The 19,883-nt window shown below is 66.1% G+C and carries 19 protein-coding genes and 1 tRNA gene; 13 read left to right on the top strand and 7 right to left on the bottom strand.

The window, feature by feature from the left end; translation table 11 throughout:
* From KQ304_RS00495 to KQ304_RS00475, 5 genes are all read left to right on the top strand, one after another.
* Positions 1–1,333, top strand: a 1,333-nt coding sequence (locus KQ304_RS00495) for an iron uptake porin (RefSeq protein ID WP_259735173.1), incomplete at its 5' end; no start/stop codon positions are given.
* Positions 1,334–1,441: 108 nt separating this feature from the next.
* Positions 1,442–2,506 carry a bifunctional diaminohydroxyphosphoribosylaminopyrimidine deaminase/5-amino-6-(5-phosphoribosylamino)uracil reductase RibD gene (gene ribD / locus KQ304_RS00490; RefSeq protein ID WP_259735172.1) on the top strand — a complete coding sequence of 355 codons (1,065 nt, stop codon included), beginning with the start codon at positions 1,442–1,444 and terminating at the stop codon, positions 2,504–2,506.
* A 41-nt stretch (positions 2,507–2,547) separates the two neighbouring features.
* A complete protein-coding gene (locus KQ304_RS00485; protein WP_259735171.1) occupies positions 2,548–3,582 on the top strand; it encodes a mechanosensitive ion channel family protein in 1,035 nt (344 codons plus the stop codon).
* A 7-nt stretch (positions 3,583–3,589) separates the two neighbouring features.
* Complete coding sequence (locus KQ304_RS00480; RefSeq protein ID WP_259735170.1) at positions 3,590–5,110, top strand: peptide ligase PGM1-related protein; 1,521 nt, start codon at positions 3,590–3,592, stop codon at positions 5,108–5,110.
* An 86-nt stretch (positions 5,111–5,196) separates the two neighbouring features.
* Positions 5,197–5,475, top strand: a complete 279-nt coding sequence (locus tag KQ304_RS00475; RefSeq protein ID WP_259735169.1) for a DUF427 domain-containing protein — start codon at positions 5,197–5,199, stop codon at positions 5,473–5,475.
* A 7-nt stretch (positions 5,476–5,482) separates the two neighbouring features.
* Here KQ304_RS00475 and KQ304_RS00470 read toward each other — a convergent pair whose 3' ends face one another.
* Positions 5,483–6,106 carry a DUF3598 family protein gene (locus KQ304_RS00470; RefSeq protein ID WP_259735168.1) on the bottom strand — a complete coding sequence of 208 codons (624 nt, stop codon included), beginning with the start codon at positions 6,104–6,106 and terminating at the stop codon, positions 5,483–5,485.
* Between the two features lie 45 nt (positions 6,107–6,151).
* Positions 6,152–7,162, bottom strand: coding sequence for an AI-2E family transporter (locus KQ304_RS00465; RefSeq protein WP_259735167.1), 1,011 nt, complete (start codon positions 7,160–7,162; stop codon positions 6,152–6,154).
* A gap of 273 nt (positions 7,163–7,435) precedes the next feature.
* Between KQ304_RS00465 and KQ304_RS00460 the strand changes: the two genes are divergently transcribed.
* Positions 7,436–8,467 carry a fatty acid desaturase gene (locus KQ304_RS00460; RefSeq protein WP_259735166.1) on the top strand — a complete coding sequence of 344 codons (1,032 nt, stop codon included), beginning with the start codon at positions 7,436–7,438 and terminating at the stop codon, positions 8,465–8,467.
* Positions 8,468–8,506: 39 nt separating this feature from the next.
* On the opposite strand, the gene KQ304_RS00455 is transcribed toward KQ304_RS00460, so the two are convergent.
* On the bottom strand, positions 8,507–9,016 hold the full coding sequence (locus KQ304_RS00455; RefSeq protein ID WP_259735165.1) for a DUF427 domain-containing protein: 510 nt from the start codon (positions 9,014–9,016) through the stop codon (positions 8,507–8,509).
* Positions 9,017–9,046: 30 nt separating this feature from the next.
* Here KQ304_RS00455 and KQ304_RS00450 point away from each other — a divergent pair, with 30 nt between their 5' ends.
* Complete coding sequence (locus KQ304_RS00450) at positions 9,047–9,652, top strand: rhomboid family intramembrane serine protease (RefSeq protein WP_259735164.1); 606 nt, start codon at positions 9,047–9,049, stop codon at positions 9,650–9,652.
* 7 nt (positions 9,653–9,659) lie between these two features.
* Positions 9,660–9,956: a hypothetical protein gene (locus KQ304_RS00445; protein WP_259735163.1), complete on the top strand. Its 297-nt coding sequence runs from the start codon at positions 9,660–9,662 to the stop codon at positions 9,954–9,956.
* A gap of 38 nt (positions 9,957–9,994) precedes the next feature.
* Here KQ304_RS00445 and KQ304_RS00440 read toward each other — a convergent pair whose 3' ends face one another.
* From KQ304_RS00440 to KQ304_RS00430, 3 genes are all read right to left on the bottom strand, one after another.
* A complete protein-coding gene (locus KQ304_RS00440) occupies positions 9,995–10,240 on the bottom strand; it encodes a Nif11-like leader peptide family RiPP precursor (RefSeq protein WP_259735162.1) in 246 nt (81 codons plus the stop codon).
* A gap of 26 nt (positions 10,241–10,266) precedes the next feature.
* Entirely contained in the window at positions 10,267–11,064 is a 798-nt protein-coding gene (locus tag KQ304_RS00435) for a potassium channel family protein (protein ID WP_259735161.1), read from the bottom strand.
* Positions 11,065–11,150: 86 nt separating this feature from the next.
* A complete protein-coding gene (locus KQ304_RS00430) occupies positions 11,151–11,786 on the bottom strand; it encodes an SOS response-associated peptidase (protein ID WP_259735160.1) in 636 nt (211 codons plus the stop codon).
* 123 nt (positions 11,787–11,909) lie between these two features.
* Between KQ304_RS00430 and ftsH the strand changes: the two genes are divergently transcribed.
* From ftsH to KQ304_RS00405, 5 genes are all read left to right on the top strand, one after another.
* Positions 11,910–13,790 carry an ATP-dependent zinc metalloprotease FtsH gene (gene ftsH, locus KQ304_RS00425; RefSeq protein ID WP_259735159.1) on the top strand — a complete coding sequence of 627 codons (1,881 nt, stop codon included), beginning with the start codon at positions 11,910–11,912 and terminating at the stop codon, positions 13,788–13,790.
* 57 nt (positions 13,791–13,847) lie between these two features.
* Positions 13,848–14,819, top strand: a complete 972-nt coding sequence (argF, locus tag KQ304_RS00420; protein ID WP_259735158.1) for an ornithine carbamoyltransferase — start codon at positions 13,848–13,850, stop codon at positions 14,817–14,819.
* A gap of 78 nt (positions 14,820–14,897) precedes the next feature.
* On the top strand, positions 14,898–15,536 hold the full coding sequence (gene lexA, locus KQ304_RS00415) for a transcriptional repressor LexA (protein ID WP_259735157.1): 639 nt from the start codon (positions 14,898–14,900) through the stop codon (positions 15,534–15,536).
* A gap of 97 nt (positions 15,537–15,633) precedes the next feature.
* Positions 15,634–15,706, top strand: a tRNA-Ala gene (locus tag KQ304_RS00410).
* A gap of 136 nt (positions 15,707–15,842) precedes the next feature.
* On the top strand, positions 15,843–17,354 hold the full coding sequence (locus tag KQ304_RS00405; protein ID WP_259735156.1) for a hypothetical protein: 1,512 nt from the start codon (positions 15,843–15,845) through the stop codon (positions 17,352–17,354).
* Between the two features lie 217 nt (positions 17,355–17,571).
* Here KQ304_RS00405 and KQ304_RS00400 read toward each other — a convergent pair whose 3' ends face one another.
* Positions 17,572–19,128, bottom strand: coding sequence for a mechanosensitive ion channel (locus tag KQ304_RS00400; RefSeq protein ID WP_259735155.1), 1,557 nt, complete (start codon positions 19,126–19,128; stop codon positions 17,572–17,574).
* Between the last annotated feature and the right edge of the window lie 755 nt (positions 19,129–19,883).

Raw genomic sequence — 19,883 nt, 5'->3', positions numbered from 1 at the left:
CACCGAAGTGACCGACGAGCTGCGCCGCCTGCTCAAGGAGTTCGAGAAGGAACTGGCGATCCTGCGTGGTCGCGTCGACAACCTCGAAGCCAAAGTTGGTGAGCTGGAAGCGAACCAGTTCTCCACCACCACCAAGCTCAGGGGAGTCGCCACCTTCGTGGTGGGGGGCAATGCCTTCGGGGGCTCCGATACTCCCCTGGTCAGATCCAACCAGACCGCTCAAGGCGCCGTCACCTTCAACTATGACCTGCGCCTCGCGCTCGACACCAGCTTCAGCGGCAAGGATCTGCTGCGCACGGAACTGAGGGCCGGCAACTTCCAGCAGTCCGGCTTCGGGGCGGGAACGACCGTTCTCAACCTTCTCTACGACGCCTGGCAGCAGCCCGCCATCGCAGACAATGTGGCCATCAACCGCCTCTTCTATCAGTTCCCGATCGGCTCAGAATTCGTGGCCACAGTGGGGGCGCGGGTCCGCCAGGACGACATGCTGGCCCTGTGGCCGACGGTGTACTCCTCAGACCCGATCCTGGCCTTCTTCGTTCACAACGGCACCAACGGGACCTACAGCGTCAACCTGGGCGCCGGCGCCGGTCTCTATTGGAAGAAGAACGGCTTTTCGATCAGTGGCCAATACATCAGCGAAAATGGTAATAACGGCCGCCCCAATACGGATAGTCCTGGCCCCCCCGCCACCTGTGGCGGTATCGGCACTGAATGCAGCCTGTCCACGGGCACGGTGCAGTTGGCCTATACAGGCAACCGCTGGGCGATCTCAGGCGCCTACACCTACAGCCAGAACCAGGGCCCCAACATGGGCACGCCATTGGCCAGGACTCCAATCAATTTTGTGGGTGGAGCTCGTGGAAATCTCTCCCTCACGACCAATGCTTTCTCCATCAATGGCTACTGGCAGCCTGCCACCACTGGCTGGATCCCCTCGATCAGCGCCGGATGGGGCATCAACAGCTACACCTCCAACGACTTCAGTAGCCCCGGCGAAGGTATCATCAACGCCAACGGTCTGATCAGCCAGTCCTGGTTCACCGGCCTGAACTGGAAGGACGCGTTCATCAAGGGCAACGAACTCGGCGTGGCCGTCGGCCAGGCCCCGTTCATCACCAGCTTTGGTGGCAACAATGGCTACAAAGATCAGCTCGGCAGTACACCGAGCGACTCCAACTTCATTTCGGAGCTCTGGTACAAATTCCAGGTCACTGACAATATCAGCGTGACCCCGGCAGTGTTCTACATCAGCAACCTTGTGGGACAACAGGCCGAGTCGGGGGGCTTGAACAACTTCGGAGCCCTGGTGAAGACCACCTTCAAGTTCTGATCTCGTTCCGCCGGGCGCCAGCCAGGAGGCTCCCATCGATCGGCGCCACTGCTGATCCCTACGGTTGGTAGGCCATGGCTGCAGGAAATGGAGGGCTGGAACGTCTGGATGGACAGGGCCCTGGACCTGGCGGCCCTGGGGATGGGGCGCACCAGCCCCAACCCCCTGGTGGGTGCGCTGGTGCTCGACGTCAGCGGCCGGTTGGTGGGGGAGGGCTTCCATGCCGCCGCCGGCCGCCCCCATGCGGAGGTGGGGGCCCTGGCCCAGGCGGGAGTGCGGGCCAGGGGGGGCACCCTGGTGGTGACCCTGGAGCCCTGCAGCCATCACGGCCGCACGCCCCCCTGCAGCGAAGCCGTGATCGCCGCCGGGGTCCATCGGGTGATCGTGGCGATGCAGGACCCCGATCCGCGGGTGGCGGGTTCGGGCCTCAAGGCCCTGCGCCAGGCCGGAGCTGAGGTGCTGCTGGGGGTGCGCCAAAGGCAGGCCGAACGCCTCAACGCCGCCTTCTGCCACCGGCTGCGCACGGGCCGGCCCCTGGGCCTTCTCAAATGGGCGATGAGCGTGGATGGGCGCACGGCCCTGCCCAACGGAGCCAGCCAGTGGATCAGCGCTCCTGAATCGAGGGACTGGGTGCATCGGCTGCGGGCCCGCTGCGATGCGGTGATCGTGGGGGGCGGCACCCTGCGCGCCGATGACCCGCTGCTCACCAGCCGGGGCCGGCGGGCGATCGAGCCCCTGCGGGTGGTGATCAGCCGCACTCTGGACCTGCCCCAGCAGGCCCGGCTCTGGGACCGGGCTGCAGCACCCACCCTGGTGGCCCATGGACCGGAGGCGCCGCAGCGCGAGCGGCAACGGCTGGATGGGCTGGGGGTGGAGCGGCTCGAGCTGAAGCGCTGCGAGCCGCTGGATCTGATGGAGGCCCTGGCACTGCGCGGTTGCAATCAGGTGCTTTGGGAGTGCGGTCCGGCCCTGGCGGCGGCGGCCCTGCGCCAGGGCTGCGTGCAGCACCTCTCGGCGGTGATGGCCCCGAAGCTGCTGGGGGGCGTCGCGGCCCGCACACCCGTGGGCGACCTGCAGCTGAGTTCAATGGCGATGGCACCCGCCTGGCTGGAGCAGGCCCTGAGCCGCTCCGGTGACGATCTGATCTGGGAGCTGAGCTCGCCCGGCGGCTGAGGAGGCGCAGGGGTCTGAGCAGGCTCTCCTTAAATTCACGCATGCTCAATCTTCCCGCCCTGCGCCTGTCCATCCCCCTGATAGGGGTTCTGTTGGCGGTAACGGTCTGGCTGGTGCTCCAGCTCCTCGGCCGGCAGCTGCCCCCCGGGTCGCTGGGGCGCGCCCTGGTGCTGCGCAGCCGCCTCAGCCTCCTGGTCACGATCCTGGTGAGCAGCGGCGCCTGGTGGCTGCTGACCCTGCTGGGTCCCGATGTGCTGCCTCTGCCGAGGGGAGGCGCGGAGGTCCGCGATGAGCTGATCTTCATCGGCCTGATCTGGACCCTGCTGCGCCTGAAGGGTGAGATCTGGCGCAAGGCCGACTCCTACTCGCAGGAGCTGTTCCCGAAGCTGCCGCAACGGGAGCGGCTGTTCCTCTTCGATCTCAGCGACAAGCTGTTCACGGTGCTGGTGGTGGTGATCATCGGCATGGAATTGCTGCGGCTGCTGGGCACCCCCACCGCCCTGATCGCCACCGCCGGCGGCTTCGGTGCCGCGGCCCTCGGCTTCGGTGCCCGCACGATCGTGGAGAACGGCCTGAGCGGCATCAGCCTCTACATCAATCGTCCTTTCGTGGTGGGTGATTTCATTCGGATTCCCTCAGAAGATCTCAACGGCACCGTGCAGAGTATCAGCTGGTTCTACACCGAGCTCTGTGACGTCGAGCGCCAGCCGATCTTCATTCCCAATTCGATCTTCACCATCAAGCCGATTATCAACATCGCCCGGATCGACAGCCGGCGGGTCTGGATCGACTTCGGCCTCCGCTACAACGACCGTGCCGCCATCGAACCGATCGTCGACGAGCTGCGGGACCAGCTTCAAGAGCACCCGAGCATTGATCATGAGAAAGCCCCCGCGGTGCATTTCGTCGGCTTCGGCGAATCGAGCCTGAACCTGCGGCTGCTCTGTTATGTGTCCAGCGGTGAGATCACGGCCGCCTGGGACCTGCAGCAGGAGCTGCTGCTGCGCATCGGCGAGGTGGTGGCGAAGCATCAGGCCGCGATGCCCTTCCCGACCCGCACCCTGATCCAGAGCTGATCCCGCCATGCCCCTCAGCTTCGCCGAACTCCAGGCCCTGCTGCGGCCGGAATGGGGAGAGTTCCACCCCGACAGCAACCAGATCCGTGGTCGCGAGGGCACAGGCGAGGGCTGGGACCTGCTGGTGGTGCCATCGCTCAGCCTCGACCACCACCAGATCGCACTGGTCACCGGCGCCCACCACTACGAGGAACGCCAGCTGTTCTCGCTGATCCGGCTGCGTGATCCAGGCGTGCGGGCGGTGTACCTCACCAGCAAGTTGCTGCCTGAACTGGTGGTGGATGCGGTGCTGGAACTGCTCCCCGGGGTGCCCGCCTCCCACGCCCGCCGGCGCCTGCACCTGTTCGACACCGATGACGCTTCCGCCCGGCCGCTGACCGAGAAGCTGCTGGAGCGGCCGGCGCTGCTGGAACGCATCCGCGAGCGCCTGCGGCCGGGGCGCAGCTTCATGACCTGCTTCAACGTGACGGAGCAGGAAAAGCAGCTGTCGGAGCGGTTGCAGGTGCCGCTGCTGGGCACCGATCCGGCCCTGAGTCACTGGGGCGGCAAGGCCGGCAGCCGCGAGCTCTTCCGCCGCTGCGCCGTGCCCCATCCCCCCGGCAGCCCCCTCGTCTACGACCTCGACACCCTCGCTGAGGCCAGCGCCGAGCTCTGGGAAGCGCACCCGGAGCTGAGCCGGGTGGTGGTCAAGCTGGACCAGGGCTTCAGTGGTGAAGGCAATGCCCCCCTGGAGCTGGCTCCCCTGCAGTTGGCGGATCTGAGCGGCCGCCAGCGCCGGGAACGGCTGCGGCAGGCGCTGGAGACCCTGGCGATGCCACCACCTCAATGGCGCCAGCTGCTGCAGGTGCAGGGGGCCCTGGTGGAGGCCTGGCTGCTGGGGGGCGAGGCGCTGGCCTCGCCGAGTGTGCAGGGCATGATCCATCCCGGCGGGGCGGTGGAGGTGCTCTCCACCCATGAGCAGGTGCTGGGGGGCGTCAGCGCCCAGACCTACCTGGGCTGCCACTTCCCCGCTGATGAGGCCTACCGGGCCGAGCTGATGCGCCACGGGCTGGCGGTGGGCCAGGCCCTGGCGGCCGAGGGTGCCCTGGAGCGCTACGCCGTGGATTTCGTGGCGCGCCGCTTCGGCGACCACTGGGATCTGCAGGCGATCGAGGTGAACCTGCGCAAGGGCGGCACCACCCATCCCTACATGGCCCTGCGCTATGCCACCAACGGCCAGATCGATGCCAGCAGTGGTCTGTTCCGCTCGCCCACAGGCCAGCCGCTGTACTACGCCGCCACCGACAACCTCTGCGACCCGAGGCTGCGGGGCCTGCTGCCGGTGGACCTGATCGACATCGTGGCCGCCGCCGGCCTGCACTTCGATCCAGCGGCGCTGCACGGCAGCGTGTTCCATCTGCTGGGCTGCCTCTCGGAATTCGGCAAGCTGGGCATGACCTGCATCGGCCGCAGCCCCGAAGAATCCGAATCCATCTATGCCGCCACCCGTGAGCGGCTGATCGCGGGGGCCGAAGCCCTGCGGGGCTGAAGCCAGTGCTCGGACGCCACCGGCCGGCTGAACCCCACACCGGGATCCGCTGGGCTTCAGGATGAAAGGCCCTCCGCCCCACCACCATGGAAGCCCGCTGGAACGACGCCGTGATCGCCACCAGTGACGACATCGTCAAGCTGGAGGGCAACGCCTACTTCCCGGCTGAGGCGCTGATCAGCACTCACCTGCGGCCGTCGTCGCACCGCAGTGTGTGTGGCTGGAAGGGCGAAGCCCATTACTTCGACGTGGTGGTGGGGGATCAGGTGAACGCCAACGCCGCCTGGTACTACCCCGAACCCAAGCAGGCCGCCAGTGAGATCAAGGGCCGGGTGGCCTTCTGGAAGGGCGTGAAGGTGGGCTGAGCCTGCCTCACACCAGGGACGGCTGCGCCTGGGGCAGGCCATGGGCGCCATAGGCCCGCTCCAGCACCAGCTGCCGCCCCGCCAGCGGCTGCCAGCAGAGTTTCACCGCCAGGGGCTCGCCGGTACGGCGCTCCAGGGCGGTGCTGAGGCTGAGCTGGTCCGTGAGCTGCCAGCAGCCGCGGCCTGAGCCATCATCATCCACCAGCAACCTGGCCCGCAGGGGAGCTGCCGGGGGCGGGTCCACCACCCCAGGGCGCGATTCCACCACCAGCACCACGCTCTCGAGCCGCTCGGCGCTGTGGCGCACCACCAGGCGGCGGCGGCGGTCGCCATCCACCAGGCAGAGCTCCATCACGGCAGGCCAGGGACCGGTCCTGTCGGGGCCAAGGCTCCAGTGGCCCTCGGGACTGATCGCCATCAGCTCCGGCGGCTCGGCAAAGCGCATCGTGGCCACCTTGCCGGTGTTCAGATAGGTGAGAGCCGCTTCGATCTGGCCGCCGGTGTCCTGCACCTGCAGCTGAGTGCCGAAGCGCTCGCTCTCCAGGCCCTGGCCATCGAGGCGGATGAAGGTGCCCTCCCAGGGGCCGGCACTGTGCTCCAGCAGGGTGGCGCGGCGATCAAAGCTGGGCACGGACGGGGAGAAGGCGGGTAAGCCCAGATGCTGGCAGTCCTGGCCCTAGGGCGCGGCTGGGGGCTCGCCCTCTTCGTTGCCCCAGCCCAGGATCATGCCGGTGATCGGAATCGCCAGGAACACCCCCAGCAGGCCCGCCAGCCGTTCGCCCACGAACAGGGCGAAGAACAGCACCACCGGCCGGATCTCCAGGGCCCGGCCCATCACCCGCGGGTGGATCACATTGTCCTGGATCTGCTGCAGCAGCACCGAGGCGATCACCACCTGCGCGGCCAGCCACTGGCCCTGGGTCAGAAACACCAGGCCGGAGGCCACGATCACACCGAGGGTGGCACCGATGCCGGGGATGGCATCCAGCACCCCCACCACGATCGCCAGCACCAGCGAGAACTTCACCCCCAGCAGCGCAAAGACCAGGAAGCTGCTGAGGCTGAGGAAGATCATCAGCGTGATCTGACCGCGCAGGAAGCCCAGCACGTTCTTCTGGACGCTGCGATCGAAACGGCCGCGCACGTCGGCGGGCAGCAGGCGCAGCACCTGGCTCCAAGTGGCTCCGTTGTCGATCAGCATGTAAACCACGATCACCAGCAGAAACACAGCGCCGAAGACGTTGGTGAAGGCACCGCCGATGACGCCGAGACCCGTGCCGAGGCTGGCGCGCGCGAGATCGAGAAGTTTCGAGATCTCGATCGTTTTGAGGGCACTGTGGAAGGGCAGATCCGGGCGCTGCAACCCCAGCACCAGGTCATTGAGCAGGCTGCTGCCCTGGTTGATCAGCTGAAAACCGAGCACCGTCACGAACAGGCTGCCCACCCCGAGGCTCGCCAACACGGTGATCAGGATCGCCAGCCCGCGGCCACAGCCCAGGCGCACCAGCCGCCGCACCGGAAACTCCAGCAGCACCGCCAGCACCGCCGCCGCAATGAAGACGGTGAGCACCCCTCGGAAGTAGTCGATCAGCAGCACCACCGCCCAGCCCGAGGCCAGCAGCAGCAGAAAACGCAGCAGGGCGGTTTGGCTCAGCCGCTGCCAGGCCGGGCCGTTGGGGTCATTCATGGGGCCTGATCACGGGCGGTGCTGCTGCCAACCATGCACCCGAACCGGGCCGGCGGCCCAGAGGATTTCCTGAGTCGTGACGAAATCGGTCGCCAATGAGCGGAATGACTTAAGGACGCGGCAGTGGAGACCTCTGGCCCCTGCCTAAAGTCAACTGCAATTGGGACAGGGTTTCTGCACGCCTCCGCTCTGCTCGAGAGTCCCCCCCCCGAGCCCCGGCCCGATGCGCCCGCCGGTGGGCTGCGCTACGGCGATTTCGTCCTGAAGCCCTTCATGGCCAGCGACGATCGCCTGGCCAGCTGGCAGATCCTGAGCACGGTGGGGGCTTACCTGCTGTTGTGGGCCGTCACGGTGGCGCTGGCCCGGCAGTCGCTCTGGTTCACTCCACCGCTGCTGGTGGTGCTGGTGCTGCTCTCGGGCCGCTGCTTCTCGCTGATGCACGACTGCGGCCACTACTCCCTGTTCAGCTCCAGGCGGCTGAATCGGGCAGCGGGTTTTCTGCTGGGCGTGATCAACGCCATTCCCCAGTACCCGTGGTCGCAGGGCCATGCCTATCACCACAAGCACAACGGCAACTGGGATCTCTACCGGGGCCCGTCAGCTCTGATCAGCGTGGAGCAGTACGAGCAGCTGGGTCCGCGCTCCCAGTGGCTCTACCGCCTGCTGCGCCATCCGCTGATGCTCTTCCCGGGCGGGTTCTTCTATCTGGTGATCAAGCCCAGGCTGGCGCTGCTGCTGGGAACGATTCAGTTCCTGGGTCATGCCGCCAGCACTCTGCGGGCCCACTGGAGAACCTCCCTTCCCCAGCTGGTGGGCTCCTTCCAGTCAAAGCATTGGTACAGCGGGGCTGAATTCATCGACCTGCTGCTCAACAACATCTGCGTGGTCGCCAGCTGGGTGCTGCTCTCCCGCTGGATCGGCGCCGGCCTGTTCTGGAGCCTCTACTCCGTGGTGATGGCCGCCTCGGCCGCCCTGTTCATCTGCATCTTCTTCGTGCAGCACAACTTCGAGGGCTCCTACGCCCACCGCAGCGAAGGCTGGGATCCGCTGGAGGGCGCGATCGCCGGCACCAGCCTGCTGGTGCTGCCCGGGATCTTCAACTGGTTCACCGCCGACATCGGCTGCCACAACATCCACCACCTCTGCGAGCGCATCCCCAACTACCACCTGCGGGCCTGTCAGGAGCGCAATGCCGCCCTGCTCAGCGGCGCCACTCGCCTGACCATCGCCGACATCCCCCGCTGCTTCAAGTACGTGCTCTGGGACCGCCAGAAGCAAACCCTGGCGCCCATTCCCGCCGGCTAGGCCCCTGAAACAGCTGGGCATCCCTGGATGATGGGCGGACTAGATCAGCTCCGGATGGGCCGGATCCCCTTTGAAGGGTCCCTGCACCCGGGAGGTGATCCAGCCGCCGTAGAAGCCGCCGGGCTGGGGAATCACCGTTTCCCCGTCCAGCCAGCAGCCATCCATCAGGCCCGGGTAGAGGGCGAACCAGCCGGCGATGGCGGCAAAGGCCGCTGTGGGCTGCGGGTACGACCACACCGCCCGCTCCAGCCGGCGATCCCCCACCACCACGTCGTAGTAGCGGGCCAGGCCCTTCCATTCACAGAAGCTGCGGCCGGCGGCGGGCACCAGCCACTGCAGGCGCACATCCTCCGGCGGCAGATAGGGGGTGGGGGGATGAAAGGTTTCCAGAACCTGAAGCGAGCGGCGGCTGTCCACCAGCAGCTCCCCGAGGGCCCGCACCTGAATCCAGGCCTGGCAGGGCACCAAGGCCGGTGGCCTTGGGTAGTCACACACCCGCTCCGGCAAACGCTCGCTCAGCGGCGGGCTGATCGGATCGCTGAACCCCATTCGCTGGCCCCGGCCATAACAATGGTCAGCATGGCCAACCCCTCACCCGTTCGGCAGCGCCATGGCCTGAGCCTTGTCCTGGCCCGGCTCGGCGGCACCGCTGTGATTCCCCTGCTGCTCCTCTCCGTGGCCTGGGGTCAGGAGCTGATCGATCAGATCGTCTTCGGCGGAACCTGGAACCTGGCCATGCTGCCGGGGGGTCCATTTCTCGGGGTGCTCACCGCCCCCTTCAGCCACGGCGACCTGGGCCACCTGCTGGGCAACAGCCTCTGGTTCCTGCCGCTCTCCTGGCTGGTGCTGCTCAAGAGCTGGCGCGACTACCTGGCTGTGTGGGTAGGGGTGTACGTGATGGCGATTCCGGTGTGGCTGTTCGCCAGCAACGGCAGCCATGGCCTCTCGGGGGTGGTCTTCGGTCTCGTGGGCTATCTGATCGTGATCGGCTTCCTGGAGCGGCGGCCCCTGCCCCTGCTGCTCTCGCTGTTCAGCCTGGTGAGCTATGGCGGCTTCCTGCCGGGCCTGCTGCCCTTCTTCACCCCGGCGGGGGTGAGCTGGATCGGCCACGTCAGCGGCTTTGCCGGCGGGGTGCTCGCCGCCCTGGCGGTCTACCGGGAACCAGCGGGACTGTCCCGGAGATGAGGCCCTGATGTCATGCCCCCGCTGCGGAAGCTGGGAAGTTCGCCGCGACCGCAGCCTGGCCGGTCGGATGGTCTGCGGCCGCTGCAGCCTGCCCCTGGGTGCGGGTGCCACCGCCAGCGCCGGTGGCTTTCGCCGTCTGGCTCTGCTGGGCGGTGGCCGCCGGCAGCGGCTCCCGGGGGCACGGCGGCGCTGGCTGCTGCCCGTGGCCCTGCTGCTGGGGCTCAGCGCCCTGCTGGCCTGGTTGGCTGAACAACCTCAGCCCAGCCATGGTCCCTTCCACCAGCAGCAGGAACGCCTGCGCTGAAGGCCTGAGCCGCATTCAATGAACTTAGCCCCCGCCACTCAGCCGGGGATGAAGCTGCGCAACCGTCGGGCTTCGGCGCCGGCCCGCTGCTGCAGCTCCTCATCGCTCAGCTGACCCTCCTCCCGTTGCTGGGCGGCGAGCACATCACTCTCCTCAACGGGGAAGCCCTCCTGGCTGGCCAGTTGCAGGAAGGCCTCCAGATCAAGGGGTTGCTGCAGACGCTCCTGCAACGACGCCGAGCTGCGGGCATGGAGCAGAAACGCATCCAGATGGTGCAGGCCCACGGCAGAGAAATCAGCTGACCTCCGTACTAACCCAGCCGACCGCCATCCGGGGGATCCTCGCGTTCAGCAGCCCGCCCGTTGTTGCCGCTGGCGTAGCGCCCGATCAGCATCCCCATCACCACCGCCATATAGATGGGCCCGATCACGCTGAAAGCCACGGTGCTGATCTGGGCCGGGGGCGTCATCGGCAGCACATCACCGAAGCCCACTGTGGTGAGGCAGACGAAGGCGAAGTAGTTCATCCGCGAGAAATCCAGCACCCGCCCCAGGGGAGTGGCATCGGCGATCGGACCACTGGGGAAGAGCGGCATCTCCGGATCGTGCAGGCTCGAGAAACTGCCCGGCTGGATCGTTTCCAGGCCCGTGAACAGCAGGCCAGCCGTGAGACCCAGCAGCAGATAGCCCGAGATCGCGCCCATCAGCACGCGGCCGTTCACCGAGCGCTCCTCCGCCAGGAAGGCCACCAGGCGTACCACGCTCCAGCTCACGAACAGGGTGGTGAGCACCAGCAGCGGCCAACCGCTCTGCCGCTGCGACAGCGGCGTGAGATACCAGAACCACTGGGCCAGCAGGCAGAGGACACCGAGCAGGCGGTAGGGCAGATCGCGGGGATTGACCTTGCCACCGTGGCGGATCGTGCCCTCCAGCTCCGCCATCATCAGCAGAGTCGCCAGGCTGTAACCCACTCCGGCCAGGCTGTGCAGGTTGCTGGGCAGGGCCAGGCACACCAGCACGAACAGGGTCACCAGCAGCAGGTGCGTATAGAAGCGGTGTCGGCGGCGCAGGCGGGCTCCGTCCGAGAGCCTGGCGTGACGAGGAAACAACACAGGCCTCAGCGACCGCTGCATTGTGACGAAAGCGGGGGTCCGGCCCTGGCGCTCACGGCGCTCGCGGCGCACAGGCAGAGCCTTCAGGAGAACAGCTGCAGCTGATCGCTGGGACGCCCGGGCGGCGGCACCGCCTCCCAGCCGCTGGGATCCCAGCCCGAGAGCAGCGGCTCCAGGGCCCGCAGGCCGGCCCCATCGGCCGGGGCCAGCCAGGCCTGCTCGAGGCCATCGGGGAGCAGCACCGGCATGCGCTGGTGCAGGGGTTTCACCAGGGTGTTGGGGCTGGTGGTGAGCACACAGCAGCTCTCCAGTTCGCTGCCGTCGGGACCGATCCAGCGGTCCCAGATCCCCGCCAGCCAGAAGGGTTGCCGGTCGAGCCGGCGGATCAGCCAGCCCTTCTCCAGGAAGCCATCGGCAGGCAGCAGACAGCGGCGGTGGCGCCAGGCACCGCGGAAGGAGGCCTTCTCAGCCACGGTTTCGCTGCGGGCATTGAAGGGCCTCGGCGCATTGAGAGGATCCTTGGCCCACTCCGGCAGCAGGCCCCAGAGCATCAGGGCACTGGCGATCAGCCCGTGCTCCTGGCAGAGGGCCAGCACCGGCTGCCCGGGCTGGATCAGGGGACGGGGGGCGTAATGGCGCTCCAGCTCCGCCGGCAGGCGGCCGCCCAGTCTCGGCAGGAGCTGATCCAGGTCGGTGGTGAGGCAGAACCGACCACACATGGCGACCAGGAGTGAGGAGAAATCAAGGCTAGGGCTGAGGTGACGTTCGGTTCTCACCCCCGCGCCGCGGGTCGCCACCAGAGGCGCTCCGCCTAATTTGGCGTCATTGCCGCGCCCGCCACCATGGCTCTACGCCAGGACGACAACCGCCCGAACCGGCGATTCGGAATCATCAACCTGGTGCTGATCGGCTTCGGGGTGCTGCTGCTACTGAGCAACTTCCTGCCCAATCAGGGCGCCCAGGTGCCCCGGGTGCCTTACTCCCTCTTCATCGATCAGGTCAATGATGGCCACGTGAAGCGGGCCTACATCACCCAGGACCAGATCCGCTACGAGATCACCGACGCCGAGGAGGGTGCCCCCTCGGTGCTCGCCACCACGCCGATCTTCGACATGGAGCTGCCCCAGCGCCTGGAGCAGAAGGGGGTGGAATTCGCCGCCGCACCGCCGAAGCGTCCCAACTTCTTCACCACGCTCCTGAGCTGGGTGGTGCCGCCCTTGATCTTCATCCTGGTGCTGCAGTTCTTCGCCCGCCGTCAGATGGGTGGTGGCGCCCAGGGGGCCCTGAGCTTCACCAAATCGAAGGCCAAGGTCTACGTGCCCGATGAGGAATCGCGCGTCACCTTCGCCGATGTGGCCGGTGTGGACGAGGCCAAGACCGAGCTCAACGAAATCGTCGATTTCCTCAAGACCCCCGAGCGCTACGCCGCCATCGGCGCCCGCATCCCTAAGGGCGTGCTGCTGGTGGGCCCTCCCGGCACCGGCAAGACCCTGCTCTCGAAGGCCGTGGCCGGTGAGGCCAGCGTGCCCTTCTTCATCATCTCCGGCTCCGAGTTCGTGGAGCTGTTCGTGGGCGCCGGTGCGGCCCGGGTGCGCGACCTGTTCGAGGAAGCCAAGAAAAAAGCACCCTGCATCATCTTCATCGACGAACTCGATGCCATCGGCAAGAGCCGCTCCGGCTCGATGGGTGTGGTGGGCGGCAACGACGAGCGCGAGCAGACCCTCAACCAGCTGCTCACTGAGATGGACGGCTTCACCGGCCAGGACAAACCGGTGATCGTGCTGGCGGCCACCAACCAACCCGAAACCCTCGACGCCGCCCTGCTGCGTCCCGGCCGTTTCGATCGCCAGGTGCTGGTGGATCGTCCGGATCTCTCCGGTCGCAAGAAGATCCTCGACATCTACGCCAACAAGGTGAAGCTGGCCGAGGGCGTGGACCTCGACAAGATCGCCCAGGCCACCAGCGGATTCGCCGGCGCCGACCTGGCCAACCTGGTGAATGAGGGGGCCCTGCTGGCCGCCCGCGCCTACCGCACCACAGTGGAGCAGCGGGATCTCAACGAAGCGATCGAGCGGGTGGTGGCAGGCCTCGAGAAGAAGAGCCGGGTGCTTCAGCCCGATGAGAAGAAGGTGGTGGCGTACCACGAAGTGGGTCACGCGATCGTGGGGCACCTGATGCCAGGCGGCAGCAAGGTGGCCAAGATCTCGATCGTGCCCCGCGGCATGGCGGCTCTGGGCTACACCCTGCAGCTGCCCACCGAGGAGCGCTTCCTCAACTCCAAGGAAGACCTCGAAGGTCAGATCGCCACCCTGCTGGGGGGCCGCTCGGCTGAGGAGATCGTCTTCGGTGAAGTCACCACCGGTGCCGCCAACGACCTCCAGCGCGCCACCGACATCGCCGAGCAGATGGTGGGCACCTACGGCATGAGCGACACCCTCGGCCCCCTGGCCTACGACAAGCAGGGCGGCAGCCGCTTCCTCGGCGGTGGCTCCAATCCCCGCCGCTCGGTCAGCGATGCCACCGCCCAGGCCATCGACAAGGAGGTGCGGGCCCTGGTGGACCGGGCCCACAACCGCGCCCTGGCGATCCTGCACGGCAACCGCGCCCTGCTCGAGGAGATCGCCAGCAAGATCCTCGACAAGGAGGTGATCGAAGGCGATGACCTCAAGGATCTGCTGGCCTCCAGCACCCTTCCCAGCGAAGCCGTGCTGGCTCCCGTCTGAGCCGCCCCTTGACGCGGGGGCACGTTGTCCCCGATAAGAGTTCTTTGAAATGGGGTCATGGGCCCGCACTTCAACCAGCGTTATCCCGGTCTCGCTGACCTGCGCGGCCGGGATCTGCTGTCTTCAGCCGATCTCGGCGCTGAGCAGACCCTGGCGCTGCTGGAGCTGGCGGCAGACTTCAAGAGCGGCGCCCAGCGCCTGGATCTGAGCGGCAAGGCGCTGGGGCTGATCTTCACCAAGGCCTCCACGCGCACCCGCGTCAGCTTTGCTGTGGCCATGGGCCGCCTCGGGGGCCAGGTGCTCGATCTCAACCCCTCCGTCACCCAGGTGGGCCGCGGCGAACCGGTGGCCGACACCGCCCGGGTGCTCAGCCGCTACGTGGATGCTCTGGCGATCCGCACCTTTGAGCAGCAGGAGCTGGTGGAGTACGCCCACTGGGCCTCGATTCCGGTGATCAATGCCCTCACCGATCTGGAGCACCCCTGCCAGGCCCTCGCCGATGTGCTCACCATCCGCGAGAGCTTCGGCTCCCTCAAGGGCCTCACCCTGGCCTACGTGGGCGATGGCAACAACATGGCCCACTCGCTGATGCTCTGCGGCGCCCTGCTGGGCATGAACGTGCGTGTGGCCTGCCCCGAGGGCTTTGCGCCCGATCCCGCCGTGCTCACCCAGGCCCAGGCGCTGGCGGGCCGCGCCGCCACGGTCTCGGTGCTGCATCAACCGCTGGCGGCGGTGCGTGGCGCCGAGGTGCTCTACACCGATGTCTGGGCCTCAATGGGCCAGGAGCAGGAGCAGCAGCGGCGGCTGCAGGCCTTCGCCGGCTTCTGCGTCGATGAGGCGCTGCTGGCCGAGGCCGATCCCCGCGCCATTGTTCTGCACTGCCTGCCGGCCCACCGCGGCGAGGAAATCAGCGCCGGCGTGATCGAAGGCAGCGCCAGCCGCGTGTTCGATCAGGCCGAGAACCGCCTGCATGTGCAGCAGGCCCTGCTGGCGGCCCTGCTGGCCGATCCCGCCACGCCCTGCCTCTGAAGCGCCCGGCCGCGCCCCGGGGGTAGACAACCGGCACGACTGCAGGAACACTGGGGTCATGGTTCATGCGTACTGCCGGTGACCGTCTCCTCCAGGCCAGCCGCCCCCAGCGGCCACGATCTCACCAGCGCCCAGCAGCAGCTCTACGACTGGCTGGCGCAGTACATCCAGCAGCACCGCCACAGCCCCTCGATCCGCCAGATGATGGAGGCGATGGGTCTGCGCTCACCGGCACCGATCCAGAGCCGGCTGCGGCACCTGCAGCAGAAGGGCTGGATCACCTGGCAGGAGGGTCAGGCCCGCACCCTGCAGCTGCTGGGGGCCGAAGCGGCCGGTGGGATTCCCGTGCTGGGCTCCGTGGCGGCCGGCGGCCTGATCGAATCCTTCGACGACGTGCGCGAGCGCCTCGATCTGGCGCCGCTGCTGGACACCCGCGGTCTGTTCGCGCTCACCGTGAACGGCGACAGCATGGTGGAGGCCCACATCGACGATGGCGACATCGTGCTGATGGAGCCCGTGAGCGATCCATCCAGGCTTCGGCCCGGCACGATCGTGGCCGCCCATGTGGCCGGCAGCGGCACCACCTTGAAGCACTTCAGCTGCCAGGGCGGCAAGGTGCGCCTGGAGGCCGCCAACCCCACCTACGCCGCGATTGAGCTGGAGCCGGAACAGGTCACCGTCCAAGGCCGCATGGTGGCGGTCTGGCGCCAGGTGTGAGCCGCTGAACCGCTGGGTTGTAAGCTCTTCAAGCGTCAAAGCAAGGGCCCCAGGGCCCAGCCGATCGTCCAGCGTTCGGTTTGCCTGGCCAACACATGGGGCCATAGCTCAGCTGGTAGAGCACCTGCATGGCATGCAGGGGGTCAGCGGTTCGAATCCGCTTGGCTCCATTCCATTCATTTGCATCCGGCCCTGATTCAGGGGATCTGGCTGGTGAAGATCAGCCGGATGGTTTTTTGCAGCGCGAGCCCCTCGGGAGGGCGCAGGATGAGGGCGTGAACCGAAGCCAACGCCAAGACCGAGCCGATGCAAAACAGCTTCTTCGCCGACTCCCTCGATCAGGCCACCGTCAAAAGCAGGATCCTGGACCTCGAGCAGGGCGTGGTGGGCTACTACAGCATCGGCCTCTACCCGGCCTCCCTGGCCTACAACAGCGCCATGCACGGCGGCCGTGACCGCCTGCTGCTGGCCCCACGGCCGGGTCGCTCCCTGTTCGGGGCCTTTTCGCCGCAGGACCTCTCGGGCATGGACCCGACCCACGTGGCGACGATGGAGCGGATGGTGCGGCACGAGAGGGATGGCCGCCTGCAGGTGTACACCCTGCGCGACCTGATCGAGCTCTGCGATCTGGTGGTGCTGACCGCCAACAGCAACCACATCGAGCAGGATCTGCTGGAAGCCTGCGAGCTGCGGCGGGAGCTGGACCGGGAGCAGGTGGTGCTGGCCTGCCTGGCGGGGTCCTTCAGCCACGACCCTCTGCGCAACGATTCCTATGTGCTCTGCGAGCGACAGCCCAACCTGGCGTTCTTCTCCGGGTTCCATCGCCACGGCGCCCTGCGGGATCCTGTGGACAGCTTCACGGCCAACTTCTGCCACCCCAATGCGATCACGGCCCTGCTCGGAGCCCGCCTGCTCGATCGACTCTCGCCGAACATCCAGGTGTCTCCTGGAGTTCACAATGTGGAAGCGCAGTACATCAAAGCCGCCAAGAATATCTCTTCAATCTTTGCGGGATTCGGCTATGCCTACCACGCCAAAAATACCGGCATCCTGCCCACGCTGCTGACCCTGCTGCTGGACCAGTGTCTGGACCAGGCCTCCTCGGTGTCGATGCGCCGCAAGGACCGCCAACGGCTCTATGGCCGTCAGCCCTTTCCTCTCACCGAGCTGGGCTATGGGGTGCAGCGGATCGAAGCCACCTTGAACCGCGGCGGAGACATGGAGAAAGTCCGCGACCACACCTTCACCCAGCTCACGGCCATGGTGGCCGATGTGCGCGGCAGCATGATGATGCCTGTATGCGGCAAACCCACCCGCAACTTCCAGGCCGGTCAGATCCTGGCCGAGGGGATGAGCAGGCTGGGACGCTGCCCCAATGATGTCGATGAATTCGAGCAGTGGTGTGAGGAGGCCGGCGTCAAGAAAGGAGGCCTCGAAGGCCTCAAAGCCCTGCGCTACTGGCCTCAGATTCTGATCAACTACAGCATCCAGGTGCATGACGCCTCGATGGTAAACCTGCTCTACATGGCAATCTTCGGCAAGAACGACACCAAGGCCGTCGCCTTCCGGGTGATGACCGAGAGCCGTGAGCTCTCCAATTACTGCCAGGAATCGGTCCGCCCCTCCCACAGCCGCCGTTACTCCGAAGCCCTGCAGAATCTGGATCGCCCAGAAGCTCTCGAGCTGCTGGCCAATGCCGTGATTGCCGACAACGCCAGGCGGGCCATCCCCGATGACAGCAGCCAGGACGATGGCGGCGCCAGCGAAGACACTCCGGCCTACCTCAAAGCCATGAATGTGATTGAAGACGTCTGGTGAAAGGCCACCCCGAAGAAGACTCACGGCCCAAGGGCTTGAAGGGCTTCAGGCGGCCTCAAGAGCATTTCGCTGCCTGAATTGCATTCAGAAAAGATAGATCCCTTGGCGATGCAATCCAAATAGATCATGGGGGGTCCCCCTTGCTCCCCGACCACAGGGCGAAGAACAAGGGGGAGAGGCGTTGATCCCCAGGATCACGACCCGATCACCAACTCGATCATTTCAGGGATTTGATCGAGCTCACCCACTCCCGCAACTGCTCGGAGGCCACCTCCTTGCCGCCCAGGCCGAAGGCCACGGCCACCGCAACGGCGATGGAGCCGAACAGCAGGCCGAAGGCGATCGAGACGATCATCGGCGCCACGCCGATCTGCTGAAGGGCCATGGCACCCGCGAAGGCGATGATCGCCAGACGGGTGACGGTGGAGAGCAAGGGGGCAAGCGGACCAGCCGAAGCGGCAACCACCTGGCTGGCCAGGTTGGCCAGGTAGAGCCCGATCGCAAACACCACCAGTCCCGCCAGGATCTGGCTGAACACCAGCAGCATCACTTTGAGCACATCAGTGAGGGCCGGCAGGGCCAGCACGTTGGACGCTGCGATGCAGGAGAAGAGCAGGATGGCCAGGAAAGCCACCACTCCCACCAGCTCCGACGGTGAGCGCATGCCGTCCCCGTCCTCGGCCATGGCGGCCTTGCCGTATTGGGGAAGGCCGATCCACTGGAACAGGCGATTGAAGCCCACCCCAGCCAACACCCGTTCCACCAGGCCGGAGACGAACCGGCCCACCACAACACCCACCACCACGATCAGCAGGGCCGTGAAGATCTGCGGGAGGCTCAGCAGAACCTGGGCAAGCATGGCGGTGGCCGGACCGGACAGTGCCGGAATGGCCAGGGCATCGAGGGTGGCGGTGGCCGTGGGGATCAGCACCAGCACATACACCAGGGTCCCGACAATCCAGGAGAGCCGCTGACCACCCTTCTCCGGCTTGAGGCCGAAATCTGCACCGGCCTTGTCGAGGCCACTGGCAGCCACCAGGTTGGAGACGACACCGCGCAGAGTGTTGGCGATCAGCCAGCCGATCGCCGCAATCACAAGGGCTTTGACCAGCCGCGGCAAGGCTCCGATCAGATCCTCAAACAGGCCAACCACCGGGGTGATCTGGGCAGCCAGGTTGAGGGCTCCAAGCACCAGCGGCACAAAGAAGAGAATGATCAACCAGAAGACCAAATTGGCGACGGCCTCGCTGATCAGCATTCCGGCTGGTGCGTCGTCGCCCTTGCTGTCGAACAGCTTCTCGTCAAGCGCGAGCTTTGCGGTCGAGGCACTGACGATCGACCGTGCCACCGTGGCCAGCACAAAGGCCACGGTGGCCAGAATGACGGCCGAGAGCAACTTCGGCAGGTAAGCGAAGATCTGATTCACCAGTTCGCTGAACGGCTGCGACACCGAGCGCAGATCCAGGGTGTCAAGCGCCGCCAGCACGGCCAGCACGATCACGACCCAGAACACCCCGGTGGAAATCCAGCGACTCAGCCGCAGCGGCTTGGTGGATTCGCTGCCGCCCGAAAGGGTTCGAGAAAGCCAATCATCGAGCGACATCCGCCGCAGCAGCGAGCGGCAGATCTTGGAGAGCACGCCGGCCAGCAGCCAGCCCAGCAGCAGGATCGCCAATGCCCACAGCAGATTGAGAATCAACGGCATCGCCTCAGAGCCCAGGACCGTCAGGTCGACCGTGGCTGCTGAGGCCGTCGCGGCGTCAGTGATCGCCAATATGGAATGCATAAAAAGTTGAATGAAAAATCGGGACCAATGCTGGCCCTCCAGTCAGGTTCGGCACGGCAGCCTGATCCGTCAACGAACTGAAGGAATACAAAGGAAACCCTGCTCCCCACCCCTCGGCCAGTGGAGTCAGGTGTGCCTGTGGCCCTGGTGCGGCTGGGCTTTGGGGGGGCTGGATCAGTCAGTCCCGTGTCCAGGCCCCAGTGCATTGGCAACCGCAGCCCATCCAAGAGGCAGACATCTATCAGACAAGAGGAGCGCACCTGCCAGGCCTGAATCATTGGCCAATTGAATCCAGTGAAGTGGTCGGCAACAAAGAAATGATCACTGAGCTGCTGGCTCGCCATGGCAGTGCCTGCTCAAGCTGTTGCCTCTGAAAGCGACGCCATGCGCTTGATCATCCTCTCAAGTCATTGAGGATCATTGAGGAAAGGTATGGCGGTATCTCACACGGCCCCTCACCCATCTGAGAGCCGGGCGGGGTTGTCATGGCGTGATCTGGTTCAGTTCATCATCGAACAGAGCCATGATGCGGTTCTGGGCAGCCCATTCAGGCCTCCTGATCCAGGGAACCTCTGATCAAGACGCCTTAATGCAAATAACCAAGTCTCATTCTCGCCAATGAGACGATACTGAGCAGGTTTTGCCCGCTTTTTGCTCAGAGCAGTCCTTGAATAGACTTCGGGTAGTTTCCACCATGCTTCTTGGCCTGATCTCTGGATGATTATCGATATTTTAGACACACT

The organism is Synechococcus sp. CS-1329, from assembly GCF_025128055.1.
In the GTDB taxonomy this organism is placed as follows: Bacteria; Cyanobacteriota; Cyanobacteriia; order PCC-6307; family Cyanobiaceae; genus Regnicoccus_A.
The sequence above is the reverse complement of the archived record's forward strand: the minus strand, read 5'-3'. Positions and strand labels throughout refer to the sequence as shown.